This window comes from Mycoplasma miroungigenitalium, assembly GCF_013008635.1.
Taxonomy (GTDB): domain Bacteria; phylum Bacillota_I; class Bacilli_A; order Mycoplasmatales; family Metamycoplasmataceae; genus Mycoplasmopsis; species Mycoplasmopsis miroungigenitalium.
This window is the reverse complement of record NZ_CP053096.1, coordinates 61,458-74,615: the sequence shown is the minus strand read 5'-3', so window position 1 is coordinate 74,615 and position 13,158 is coordinate 61,458. Positions and strand designations below refer to the sequence as shown.

12 protein-coding genes, 1 tRNA gene and 1 rRNA gene are annotated in these 13,158 nt (G+C 35.6%); 11 read left to right on the top strand and 3 right to left on the bottom strand.

Translation table 4 applies throughout. The features are described from left to right. The first annotated feature begins 208 nt into the window (after positions 1–208). Positions 209–3,091: ribosomal RNA gene (locus HLA87_RS00335) — 23S ribosomal RNA — on the top strand. Positions 3,092–3,395: 304 nt separating this feature from the next. Here HLA87_RS00335 and HLA87_RS00330 read toward each other — a convergent pair. Further along, complete coding sequence (locus HLA87_RS00330; protein ID WP_171110812.1) at positions 3,396–4,571, bottom strand: hypothetical protein; 1,176 nt, start codon at positions 4,569–4,571, stop codon at positions 3,396–3,398. Positions 4,572–5,144: 573 nt separating this feature from the next. Here HLA87_RS00330 and HLA87_RS00325 point away from each other — a divergent pair. The 10 genes from HLA87_RS00325 (at position 5,145) to HLA87_RS00280 (ending at position 12,484) form a co-directional block, all read left to right on the top strand. Then, a complete protein-coding gene (locus tag HLA87_RS00325; RefSeq protein ID WP_171110810.1) occupies positions 5,145–5,573 on the top strand; it encodes a hypothetical protein in 429 nt (142 codons plus the stop codon). Then, on the top strand, positions 5,561–6,325 hold the full coding sequence (locus HLA87_RS00320) for a F0F1 ATP synthase subunit A (RefSeq protein WP_171110808.1): 765 nt from the start codon (positions 5,561–5,563) through the stop codon (positions 6,323–6,325). The genes HLA87_RS00325 and HLA87_RS00320 overlap by 13 nt, the downstream gene beginning before the upstream one ends. A 9-nt stretch (positions 6,326–6,334) precedes the next feature. Continuing rightward, positions 6,335–6,568: an ATP synthase F0 subunit C gene (gene atpE / locus HLA87_RS00315; RefSeq protein WP_171110806.1), complete on the top strand. Its 234-nt coding sequence runs from the start codon at positions 6,335–6,337 to the stop codon at positions 6,566–6,568. 1 nt (position 6,569) lies between these two features. After that, the gene (gene atpF / locus HLA87_RS00310) at positions 6,570–7,115 is read left to right on the top strand and encodes a F0F1 ATP synthase subunit B (RefSeq protein ID WP_237022748.1); all 546 of its coding nucleotides are present in this window, start codon (positions 6,570–6,572) and stop codon (positions 7,113–7,115) included. Beyond that, positions 7,115–7,663 (top strand): ATP synthase F1 subunit delta, encoded by a 549-nt coding sequence (atpH, locus tag HLA87_RS00305; RefSeq protein WP_171110804.1) that lies wholly within the window; start codon positions 7,115–7,117, stop codon positions 7,661–7,663. The genes atpF and atpH overlap by 1 nt, the downstream gene beginning before the upstream one ends. A gap of 1 nt (position 7,664) precedes the next feature. Then, on the top strand, positions 7,665–9,248 hold the full coding sequence (atpA, locus tag HLA87_RS00300) for a F0F1 ATP synthase subunit alpha (protein WP_171110802.1): 1,584 nt from the start codon (positions 7,665–7,667) through the stop codon (positions 9,246–9,248). A 2-nt stretch (positions 9,249–9,250) separates the two neighbouring features. Beyond that, entirely contained in the window at positions 9,251–10,102 is an 852-nt protein-coding gene (gene atpG / locus HLA87_RS00295; protein ID WP_171110800.1) for an ATP synthase F1 subunit gamma, read from the top strand. A gap of 9 nt (positions 10,103–10,111) precedes the next feature. Continuing rightward, positions 10,112–11,566, top strand: a complete 1,455-nt coding sequence (gene atpD / locus HLA87_RS00290; RefSeq protein WP_171110798.1) for a F0F1 ATP synthase subunit beta — start codon at positions 10,112–10,114, stop codon at positions 11,564–11,566. After that, a complete protein-coding gene (gene atpC, locus HLA87_RS00285) occupies positions 11,541–11,981 on the top strand; it encodes an ATP synthase F1 subunit epsilon (protein ID WP_171110797.1) in 441 nt (146 codons plus the stop codon). The genes atpD and atpC overlap by 26 nt, the downstream gene beginning before the upstream one ends. A gap of 107 nt (positions 11,982–12,088) precedes the next feature. Then, complete coding sequence (locus tag HLA87_RS00280; protein ID WP_171110795.1) at positions 12,089–12,484, top strand: hypothetical protein; 396 nt, start codon at positions 12,089–12,091, stop codon at positions 12,482–12,484. 21 nt (positions 12,485–12,505) lie between these two features. Here HLA87_RS00280 and HLA87_RS00275 read toward each other — a convergent pair whose 3' ends face one another. Together HLA87_RS00275 and HLA87_RS00270 are read right to left on the bottom strand one after the other, a co-directional pair. Then, positions 12,506–12,940: a hypothetical protein gene (locus HLA87_RS00275; protein WP_171110793.1), complete on the bottom strand. Its 435-nt coding sequence runs from the start codon at positions 12,938–12,940 to the stop codon at positions 12,506–12,508. A 129-nt stretch (positions 12,941–13,069) separates the two neighbouring features. After that, positions 13,070–13,143: transfer RNA gene (locus HLA87_RS00270), tRNA-Trp, on the bottom strand. Between the last annotated feature and the right edge of the window lie 15 nt (positions 13,144–13,158).

Here is a 13,158-nt window from a genome sequence, read left to right as displayed (position 1 = left end):
CAATCTCTCAAAATTGTTCTTTGAAAACTGAATAGTAAATATTTTAAAATATTACAACGACATCAAAAATATAAATTATATCAATTTTGGTTAATTTGTTTTGATTCATCGAGTAGTCATAAATATATTATGACTCATTGAAATGTCTTAAAATACACATCAATAACAACAATAGGAAAATCCTAATTTTAATTAATTAGGGACATACTTTTAAATAAGTAAGAGTTTGTGGTGGATGCCTTGGGTCTGGAAGTCGATGAAGGACGTGATTACCTGCGATAAGCCTCGTGGAGCTGGATATGAGCTACGATACGGGGATTTCCGAATGGGGGAACCTAACTAGAGTAATGTCTAGTTGCCTTCTTCTGAATACATAGGAAGTCGAGCGAGACACCATGTGAACTGAAACATCTTAGTAGCATGAGGAACAGAAAATAAATAATGATTTCTTCAGTAGCGGCGAGCGAACGAGAAAGAGCCCAAACCACTTTATAGTGGGGTTGTAGGACGATCTACATAGAGTTACAAAACTTAATGATAGCAGAAGCACTTGGGAAGGTGCGGCATAGAGGGTGATACCCCCGTAAGCGAAATCGTTAAGTCTCTTGGTCGTATCCTGAGTAGGGCGGGGCACGTGAAACCCTGTCTGAATCTGCCGGGACCACCCGGTAAGGCTAAATACTAACCAGACACCGATAGTGAACTAGTACCGTGAGGGAAAGGTGAAAAGAACCCCGAGAGGGGAGTGAAATAGATTCTGAAACCACTTACTTACAATTAGTCAGAGCCCATTTAAGGGTGATGGCGTACATCTTGCAGTATGGACCGGCGAGTTATGTTATCATGCGAGGTTAAGCGGAAAAAAGCGGAGCCGTAGAGAAATCGAGTCTTAATAGGGCGAATTAGTATGATGGCATACACCCGAAACCAGGTGATCTATTCATGAGCAGGCTGAAGCTTGGGTAACACCAAGTGGAGGGCCGAACCGTAGTACGCTGAAAAGTGCCCGGATGACTTGTGAATAGCGGAGAAATTCCAATCGAACTTGGAGATAGCTGGTTCTCCTCGAAATAGCTTTAGGGCTAGCGTGTGATGTTAAATGATGGTGGTAAAGCACTGAATGTGGAATGGCCGCGCCTAGCGGTACTGACTATAATCAAACTCTGAATACCATCATGTATTATCATGCAGTCGGAACCGGGGTGCTAACGTCCCGGCTCGCGAGGGAAACAACCCAGATCGTCGGCTAAGGTCCCAAATTCATGTTAAGTGAGAAAGGTTGTGAGGTTTCATAAACAACTAGGAAGTTGGCTCAGAAGCAGCCATCTTTTAAAGAGTGCGTAATAGCTCACTAGTCAAGAGACCTTGCGCCAATAATTTAACGGGACTAAAACATGAAACCGAAGCCACGGGTACATTTATGTACGTTAGAGGAGCGTTCTTAGGGCGGTGAAGCTAGACCGTGAGGACTAGTGGAGCGCTAAGAAGTGAGAATGCCGGTATGAGTAACGATTCGCAGTGAGAATCTGCGACGCCTATTGGGGAAGGTTTCCTGGGCAAGGTTCGTCCACCCAGGGTAAGTCAGGGCCTAAGGCGAGGCGGAAACGCGTAGTCGATGGACAACAGGTTAATATTCCTGTACTTTCTATGGTAGTGATGGAGTGACGGAGAAGGATAAACTTACCTCTTACTGGATTGAGGGGCAAGTAGTAACTGGGAATTGTAGGCAAATCCGCAATTTATTAACCGGGAGCTGCGACGCATAGGCAATAGCCGAATTAGTTGATTTCATGCTTCCAAGAAAAGCTTCTAAACTTAATATCATGGAAACCTGTACCGAGAACGGACACACGTCCCCAAGATGAGTATTCTAAGGCGAGCGAGAAAACTAGTGTTAAGGAACTCTGCAAAATGACCCCGTAAGTTCGCAAGAAGGGGTGCTCACGAAAGTGAGCCACAGAAAATTATGAGGGGCAACTGTTTATCAAAAACACAGCTCTCTGCTAAACCGCAAGGTGATGTATAGGGGGTGAAGCCTGCCCAGTGCCCGAAGGTTAAGTGGATGCGTTAGCTTATGCGAAGCGTTGAAATGAAGCCCGGGTGAACGGCGGCCGTAACTATAACGGTCCTAAGGTAGCGAAATTCCTTGTCGGCTAAATACTGACCTGCACGAAAGGCGCAATGATCTCTCAACTGTCTCAACACTAGACTCGGTGAAATTATGGTCCCAGTGAAAACGCTGGGTACCCGCATCAAGACGAAAAGACCCCATGGAGCTTTACTACAACTTCGTATTGAAATTTGGTCTAACATGTGTAGGATAGGTGGGAGACGTTGAAGCTAGAACGCCAGTTCTAGTGGAGTCAACCTTGAAATACCACCCTTGTTATATTGAGTTTCTAACTTGCCATCATAATCGGGTGGGAGGACAGTGCGTGGCGGGTAGTTTGACTGGGGCGGTCGCCTCCTAAAGAGTAACGGAGGCGTTCAAAGGTACACTCAATACGGTCAGAAACCGTATGCAGAGCGCAAAGGTAGAAGTGTGCTTGACTGTGAGACTTACAAGTCGAGCAGGTGCGAAAGCAGGACTTAGTGATCCGGCTGTACATTGTGGAATGGCAGTCGCTCAACGGATAAAAGTTACCCTGGGGATAACAGGCTTATCTTGCCCAAGAGATCACATCGACGGCAAGGTTTGGCACCTCGATGTCGGCTCATCGCATCCTGGAGCTGGAGTCGGTTCCAAGGGTTGGGCTGTTCGCCCATTAAAGCGGTACGCGAGCTGGGTTCAGAACGTCGTGAGACAGTTCGGTCCCTATCTGATGTGGGCGTTGGAATATTGATGAGAGCCGTTTTTAGTACGAGAGGACCGAAACGGACGTACCACTGGTGTTCCAGTTGTTCCGCCAGGAGCATAGCTGGGTAGCTAAGTACGGAAAGGATAACCGCTGAAAGCATCTAAGTGGGAAGCCTCCTCAGAGATTAGTATTCCCTTGAGATTCCTTGTAGACTACGAGGTTGATAGGCTGGATGTGTAAGCATAGCGATATGTTGAGCTGACCAGTACTAATAAATCAATAGGTTTAAAAGTAATGTGTATTTTATACATTTCAATGAGTTTTAAATTACTATTCAGTTTTCAGAGAATAATGCTCCGGATGGAGTTTTTTTATTGCTTTTTTGAAAAAAATGTGTTTTAAGAACCTTAGGCAGTCAAACAACTTGAATTTTAAAGTTAAATTTAACATGGAACCAAATGGTTGTAGGTAGTTTGGTTGTTATTTATATTAAATACAGCCATTAAACGCACTATCATATTAACTTTATAAATAAAAATATCAAGCGCAACATAAATACGCTTGATATTTTATTTGGAAAATGACAACAAAATTATTTTAATTACTTTTAGAAGTCGTTAAAAGTTTAATTAATGAAGATAAACGTGTTTCAGTGATGGTGTCATCGAATGTATGCGATGATTTCAATTTATTGAAATCATCATTTGTTCAATTGTCTAAACTGTTAGTTTCATTCATAATTTTGTCATATTCAGATGTCTTATTAGATAAAGCTAATATTTCTTCTAATGAACGCTTAATAGAAATTTTATCAACATAAATTCCATTTTTAATTGTGTAAATAAGTTCAATAACGCGATAAGGGCGAGCTGCAAGTATAACATTCACTTCATCTTCTTCATTATCTACCGGCGGAGCTGGTAAATCTTTTCCTTGGTCATCAGGGTTATTTTGTGCGCGTTTTGGACGAGAATGGCTTGTCTTATCTTTAAGTTCCAATTCTTTTTGGGCATCGAAATCAGCTTTAGATTTATAAGTATGCATAATTATATCAACTAGTTCTAAAGTCTCAATGTTTGGGATACTGCTGTAATCTGCGTTTGTTTTTAATTTTTCGACACTTTGTTTGAATTTATCTAAGTTCATTTGTTTGAAAGTTTTGTCGTTTTGAAAAGCTAATAAGTATGTTTTTGCAGGCTCTTTCTGTATTTCTGGAAATAATACAGCTTTAAGTTGCACCATTTTAGATTCTTTAGAATCAAAGGTGTTAAAATGTTTAAAGCCTTGGAAATTTAAATTTATATTTTCGATCATCGTATCACCGTGCACGATATCAAAAATTAATGTTAATTTAGTATCATCATTAGTATCAATTTTAAATTGACGCACTTTAATATTAAATCCATCATCAATCGTAGTTTGTAAGTCATTCTCGGTTACTTCGTTAGCGTATTTTTCACTTATAGAAGGAATGGTTATTGATAGTTTAGGCAACGAAGCCTTAACTACTTCTTTTACTTGTAAATTATCGTTTTGAGTTGAAGTGTTATTAGTCTTTAATTTAGCATTTTCTAATTTTAAATCATCAACAGTTTTAGTTAGGTTAGTATTTAAGTTTTTAATAGATGCTAATTCCTTTGTTAAATCTTCATTTTTCGTTTTTTCGTTTTTAGTTTGTGTGCAACTTTGAGCACTCATACCAGCTAAAACTACTATAGCAACAGTTGCCACAGCTCCAGTGGTTAATTCCAAAATTAATCTTTTTTTCTTCATGAATCCTCCTTCCTAAATTCTAACAAAGATAAATTTATTAATGAATATTTATGATAATGCCAACAATTTTAATCATAAAACAAGGAAAAATTCCATATTTTAACTTTAAAGTAGACAAAAAACCGATTCTTGATTATTGAAAGTTTTTTATTAATTGAAAAATTTTAGTTTTACTTCTATATCTTATTATTTTGTTTTATCAGTTTATTTAATTACATTTTTTCGAGTGACCTTAAACAAAAAATAAAAAATCTAGAAAAATTATTGTTTTACTAGATTTTTTATTTTAAAACAAATTTTAATACCGGAAAAATACTAGTTCTATAGATTAAATCGATTTGATGAATATTTATTTTTAAAAGGGTAATATTTGATAAAAAATCACTTAATACGGCATTTTTTGCTATAAAACGCAATTATTGGTAAAAAGTCATTTTACTAATAAGTAAAAGATGATTCAAAAAGAAAAAAACTTTTAAAAAATCTTGTTTATTTTCTTTTTTGTCTGACTTATAGTATTAAAATAAAGGAAGTATTTAATACTAAAGTAACACATTAAGGTTGAGGAGCAAGATGCAAGATAGATTTCTAGGCAAAATTTACATATTGCACTGAAGTCTTTTCGCTGTTTTGACAGTTATCTTTAGTCTATGCTGTTTTTTTTATCAACCAACTTTTGTATTAGGATACGTAATCGGAGCTTGTGGCGCTTATCTTTGCTTTGAAATTAGACAGGCGTTTTTAACAAATATATTTGTCAATAAACGTAGTGCAGTTTTAAATGCATTAGCTAATTGAGTGCTTTCAATTGCTCTGGTTGGGGTTTTAGTTGCGTCAATACTTGTTATCAACCATTATTTTGGTGGTCAACATTCAATGGCGCTATTCCCTATCAATGTTTTTACATTTTCTTTGGGTTTAAGCAATATAATGGTCGCTGTTATATTGACTATGTTTTTTAATATACCTAAGAAAAGGAAAGGAGGTCCATGCAAAAGATAATTGATGCATTTAGTATGTGGAATCAACCTCAACTATTTTCTTTGGCAGTGACGGTACTTATTATTTTTATTGTTAGTTTGGTTGTATTTATCAAGATTAAAAAACACTCCAAACCAAATAAAGCACCGGTCGCTACTGTTTTAATAGCTGAAAACTATGTTACAACTATCGATAATGCCTACGACGATACTGCTGGTGGTAAATTACCAATTGCTCGTTTTTATATATTTGGTTTAGCAACATTTCTATTGGTGGGCAATATGCTTGGTTTAATTGGTTTAGAACCAATTGCTACATCATATTCAATAACGTTTACTCTTGCGGCAGTTACGTTTATTGGAATCTATTTAGTTGGTTTCTGATATCAAAAACTTAGATTCTTTTTACGTTACATAAAAAACCCAGCCGAAATTCTCGGGCAATTCTCACCTTTAATTTCTTTGGGGTGTCGTATGTTTGGTAATATCACTGGTGGTGCCGTGATTGTTACTGCCGTCTATTTCGCCGCAGGTTGATTATGGGGGTTGATTTTCCCAGGTCCACAACTTTATTTCTTCGCATGTATTGTCACACCGTGAATGCACATGTTCTTCGATATCTTTGGGGCCGTCATTCAAGCGTTAATATTCACAGTATTAACAACTATTTACTGAACAAATGAAGTTGAAATACACACACGTAAAAACAAAACTTCTAAAAAACAACTTAAAAATCAACAAAATATTATAAATATATCTAAAAATATTTACTAGGAGGTAACTATGGATAAACAAGGATTAATCGCTATTGGTGCCGGTATCTGTATGCTTGGATGCTTTGGTACAGGTTTAGGACAAGGTCTAGCTAGTGGTAGAGCCGCTGAAGCTGTTGGACGTAATCCTGAAGCAGCAAGTAAAATCAGAACCATCATGATTGTTGGTATGGCTTTAGCTGAAACTGCTGCTATTTATTGTTTCTTAATCGCTATTCTACTTCTATTCGTTTTCGGAAACTAATATGTCAATAAATAACGTTATGCTATCCAGTGGTCCTTCAATTACTGAAGCCTTCACTGAGAAATTTGAAAAACTTTTCCCATCGTGACCTATGTTTGTGGCAACATTAGTTTCACTTGTATTAGTGCTAATTATTTTGTGATACTTTTTATACAAACCAGTCAAAAAAGCAATTAAGCAACGTCAAGATTATATTCAAAGTAATATAGACCAAGCGGAACAAGCTAACGTCTCTTCACAAGAATTGTTAGCCAAAGCTAACATGAAATTATTAAATGCCCACGACGAGGCCAGAAATGTTGTTAAAGACGCTAAACACGAAGGCGAGAAAGTTTTAGTAACATATTTAGAAAAAGCAAAACGCGAATCTAAACGAATCATAAATGAAGCAAAAGCTGATGTAAAACTTCAAAAACAAGAACTACTTGAAGAGAACCAAAAACATATAGCTGCAGCAGCGGCGATGTTGAGTCGTAAAATTCTAAAAGAAGAAGTCAATAGTGATATTGAAAATAAAATTATTGACGAATTTCTTAAAGGTGAATAATGTATCAAAAAGCTAATATTGATGGTTATGCCATCGCATTATATGAGTTAGCCTCAGAAAATAATGAACTAGCCCAAGTACATCAAACACTAAGTCAAATCTGACCAGTTTTTGAAGAAGAACAAAATTTCTTAAAATTACTCGCAAATCCTAATATTGAGAAGGAAACAAAATTTGATTTTATCGATCAAACATTCGCAAATATACCTAATACAGAATTATTGGTAAAGTTTTTTAAAGTTGTTGTGCAACGTCGCGCAACAACCGTGCTTGGTCGAATAGTCAAACAATTTTTCCGTCTTTCTAACCAAACATTAGGTATTAAATTTGCAAAGGTTTATACTGCCTTCCCTTTATCTAAGGGGCGTATGAACAAAATTAAATCTTTTTTAGAAAAGAAATACAATTCAAAAGTTGAACTAAATTACATTCAAAAACCTGAACTTTTATCTGGTTTTAGAATTGAAATTGATAGCGATGTCATTGAACAAAACATTGCATTAGATTTAGAGAAACTTTCATCATTAATCATAAAGAAAGGAGTCTAATATGAATAGTTATACAGAAGATATCAGTAAAATCATCAAAACTAGAATCAAAAACTTTAATTCTACCGTTGATTATTCTGAAGTTGGACAAATCATTACTATCGGTGATGGTATTGCTCTAGTTAGTGGTTTAGATAACGCTAAAAATGGTGAAATTATTGCTTTCAAAGATAACATTTACGGTATGGTTTTAAACCTTGAAGAAGAAGTTGTTGGTATCGCTATTTTCGGTGATGCTGAAAAACTATCTGAAGGCGATGAGTGTAAACGTACTGGAGAAGTTATTTCTGTTGGTGTTGGTGATTCATTGATTGGTCGTGTTATTAACGTTTTAGGACAACCAATCGATGGTAAAGGTCCTATTAAGACCGAAAATAGACGTGAAATCTTTAAAGTTGCGCCAGGCGTTATGACACGTCAAGAAGTTAATGTAACTTTAGAGACAGGGATCGTAGCTATTGACTCAATGATTCCAATTGGTCGCGGCCAACGTGAATTAATTATCGGTGACCGTCAAACTGGCAAAACAGCTATTGCAATAGACACAATCATTAACCAAAAAGGTAAAAATGTTAAGTGTGTTTATGTTGCTATTGGACAAAAAAACTCAACTGTTGCACAAATTGTTCACAAATTAGAAGAAACAGGAGCTTTGGAATACACAACTGTTGTTGTTTCTGCTGCTAGTGAATTAGCACCTCAACAATACATTGCGCCTTATACAGGCGTTACTATTGCTGAAGAATGAATGGCAAATGGCGAAGATGTTCTAATTGTTTACGATGATTTAAGTAAACATGCGGTGGCATATCGTACGCTTTCATTGCTTTTAAGACGTCCACCTGGACGTGAAGCATATCCAGGAGATGTTTTCTACTTGCACTCGCAATTACTTGAAAGAGCTGCGCGTGTTAATAAAGAAAACGGCGGTGGTTCAATTACAGCACTTCCTATAGTTGAAACTCAACAAGGCGACATTTCAGCATACATTCCAACCAATGTAATTTCAATTACAGATGGGCAAATTTTCACAAGAGAAAACTTGTTCCACTCAGGACAACGTCCTGCAGTTGATGTTGGTTTCAGTGTTAGCCGTGTTGGTTCAGCAGCGCAAATTAAAGCTATGAAGAAAGTTTCAGGTTCGCTAAAACTTGAACTAGCTCAATATAATGAAATGCTAGCTTTTGCTCAATTTGGTTCTGACTTAGATGCATCTACTAAAACTATTTTAGAACATGGTGCAAAAGTATTTGAATTCCTAAAACAAGGCCAATATCAACCAATTAATATGTATGCACAAGTGGCAATTCTGCTTGGAAACAAAGAAAGAATTATTAACCCTCTACCTAAAGAATCAATATTAAAATACCGTGAAGACGTAATTAAATTTATGAATTCAGCTGAAGGTAACATTATTATTGATGAAATCATTCATGCGAATAATGATTTAACTGACGAAATCAAAGATAAATTAACTACTAAATTAGTAAAAATTGTGAAAGATATTGTGGCAGGTTTACCAAACTACAACCCTAACGATCACGCTCAAATGCCTGAAAAATATCGTGCCCAATATGAAGCTTAATTATGGCCAGTTTACAAAAAATTAAATCTCGTATTAACACAGTTGAATCTATTCGTAAAATTACTCACGCTATGGAACTTGTTTCGACATCAAAAATGCGTAAAGCACGTGACTACTTCAACTCGGTAAAATTATATGAGCAACAAGTTAGTGACATTTTTGGTGGATTCTATTCTTATTTGAGTGCAGAAGATTTAAGAGACTATTTTGCTGCTAAAACCAGTAAAAAACGTTTATTTTTAGTCATAACCAGCGATTTAGGTTTGGCTGGAAGCTACAATTCTAACGTTTTAAAATTAGTTAAAAATACAATTACCGACCAAGACGAATTAATAGTATTGGGCAGTAAAGGTATTTCGATTTTAGAAGCTAAATACAAAAATCAAATAATTAAATCTACAAGTTGAGCACATTGCGAAATCAAAAACATTGCTCAAAAATGCACTAAAATCATGGTTGAAAAATACCGTAAAAATGAAGTTGGTGAAATTCATGTTTTATACAATGAATTTGTTAATAATCTAGTTCAACAAGAACATGATTTAAAAATATTGCCTTATGAATACAACTTCAAAAAGAATCAACAACGAAAAATCAATCAAGTTATTGAATTTGAACCTAGTGCGAAGGAAATTTTAATTAACACTGTGCCTTTATACGTGTCAGCTAAGGTAAACAAATGTTTAGCTTCTGCGGTTATTAGCGAATACGCTTCAAGACGTGCCGCAATGGAAACAGCAACTGATAATGCTGACGAATTAATTGACGATTTGAATCTAGAATACAATAGAAAACGTCAAAGTAACATCACCCAAGAATTGAATGAAATTGTGGGTGGGGCAAATGCAGTTTAAGGAGATATTATGAAGAAAAATAATGGAACAATTGTACAAATTTTAGGTCCTGTCGTAGACGTTAAATTTCCTAAAGGAAAATTACCAAATCTACTAAACGCATTAGTTGCTGAATTCGACGGGGTTAAATTTACTTTGGAAGTCGCTCAACACATTGGCGACGATACAGTTAGAACAATTTCGATGGTTTCAACAAACGGGTTAGCTCGTGGGGTTAAAGTTGCTGATACCGGAGCTCCTATTTCGGTACCAGTTGGTGAAAAAGTTTTAGGCCGTATGTTTAATGTTTTAGGTGAAGCTATTGATAATGGTGACGAACCCGATACATTAAAAATGCCTATTCACGCCAAAGCACCAAGCTATGAAGAACAAAAAACTGCAAGTGAAATTTTAGAAACAGGAATTAAGGTTGTTGACCTATTAATTCCTTACGCTAAAGGTGGAAAAATTGGTTTATTTGGTGGAGCTGGTGTTGGTAAAACAGTTCTTGTTCAAGAATTGATTAATAACATTGCTACGCAACACGGTGGACTTAGCGTTTTTGCCGGTGTTGGAGAAAGAACACGTGAAGGTAATGACCTTTACTATGAAATGAAAGCATCGGGTGTTCTTGACAAAACAGCACTAGTGTTTGGTCAAATGAACGAACCTCCTGGGGCACGTATGCGTGTTGCTTTAACTGGTTTGACTATGGCGGAATATTTCCGTGATAAACAAAACCAAGACGTGCTATTATTCGTCGACAATATTTTTAGATTCACTCAGGCTGGTTCAGAAGTTTCAGCACTTCTAGGGCGTATGCCGAGTGCCGTTGGTTACCAACCAACATTAGCTACTGAAATGGGACAATTACAAGAAAGAATCACTTCAACACATAAAGGTTCAATTACTTCGGTACAAGCTGTCTATGTTCCGGCCGATGACTTAACTGACCCTGCTCCTGCTACAACATTCAATCACTTGGACGCTAAAACAGTTCTAGACCGTAATATTGCAGCGCTTGGTATCTATCCGGCTGTTGACCCTCTAGAATCAAGTTCTAAGTTGTTAGACCCATTAGTTGTTGGACAAGAACACTACAATGTTGCTTACGGCGTAGTTTCAATCCTACAAAGATTTAAAGAATTGCAAGATATTATTGCGATTTTAGGTATGGGTGAATTAAGTGAAGAAGATAAATTGTTAGTTTCACGGGCAAGAAGAATTAGAAACTTTCTTTCTCAACCATTTACAGTTGCTGAAAAATTCTCTGGTAAACCAGGTGCTTATGTTAAATTAGCAGATACTATTAAGAGTTTTAAAGGAATTTTGGAAGGTAATTATGATGAAGTACCTGAAGATTTATTCCTTTATGCCGGAGATATCAGCGAAGTTGAACAAAGATATGATGAATACAAAAAAGCTAATAGCATTCAAGAAAATGTAGAGCAAACCGAAGATGAATCAAACAACAGAGAAAAATAATTCAAATCAAGTTGTAAGACTAAGTATTTCAACTTTAGAAGGTATATTTTATGAAGGGGATGTACGTTCAGTAAACCTTTCAACAGTAACTGGTGGAGCTATTATGCTTCAACCTAACAGAACCCCTTTCATCAGCAATATTGCGGTAGGCAAGTTATCAATTAATGAACCTAACGACCCTGATTATAAATTATGTGTAATCGGCGGTGGCGTCGTGTTTGCTGATAGCAAAAGAATCAAAATAATTACCGATGATATTATTGATAGTAAAGACATTGACATTAATAGAGCAAAACGTGATCGTGAAGAAGCGTTAGCTCATCTAAAAGAAACAGACAAAGATGATAAAGCGAAATTTGAATTGCAACTACGTAAAGCAATTGCTCGGATTAACATCTCAAATTCTAAAAAATAGCCTGCGGGCTATTTTTTTCTTTTATACTCATATTTGTGTATGTTACGTCATTTTAATATATGTTACTCATTTAAATAAAATTAGTATAATATGAAAAAGGAGTAAACATGGAAAAAAATAAATTTGTAAAATACAAACATCATGTAAGACCTTACTTTTGAACTGTGACGATATCATCAATATTAACAGTTTTATTAGTTATGGGGTGAAGTCAAAAATTTATCCCCTTTAAGGTAGACATTAAAGTTGGACATTTAGATTTTTGGAGTTTGATGTATTTATCTTTTACCATTTTCTTTGGCCTGATAGGTATCTATTCATTGAGCGTAATTCTAGTGATTAACTCATTTGTTTATAAACTGGAAAGAATGAAGGAATTATGACAAGAAAAAGACCGTGAAGCGCTTAAAAAACGCATTAATCGCCAAGCAATTATTTTAGACATGTTTGCATTGAATAAATCTTTATCGTACAATTTATATCAAACTAGTAAAATTGAGTAAAAAAATCGCGTTTAGCGATTTTTATAAATTGGTTTTATCTAATTCAAACACTGGGTTATCTTGTTTAGATTCGTTATTAACGTTATTATTGTTTATTGGTTTAACAACATATTTTTTTGTAAGTACCATTATTACACCTACAAGTGAAACGATTGGAACGAAGAAACCAACAATTAATAAAATCATTATTGTTTGATCAAATTTGCTTGCCTTAACTGCTAATATTATTTGTAAAACAACTCCAGCAATTCCAGAACCACATAGAAGCAATTGTAAAAATATTAATGAAACACTTTGATGTGCGACATCAAGATTATTGCTTTCATTTGTTGATGGTTGGGTATCCGTCGCAAGCTTAATAACTAAACTATAAGCAATTATTCCTAAAATAACAGCAACAATTTGTAACACCAATAGTGGAATAGCAATTTTCTTTGCTTTTTCTAATTCATTCATTTTTCTCCTCGTAATAATTAACTCTTTTATTATAACATAAATAATAAAATTACTCAGCTATGCATAGAACCGCCATTATTTTATAAGTAAAATATAGAAAAAAAGCTGTTTTCACAGCTTTTTGTCAAATGGCAGGGGTTAAAGGAATCGAACCCTTGCAAGCAGTTTTGGAGACTGCAGTACTACCATTATACTAAACCCCCATTTAGCCCTAAGGC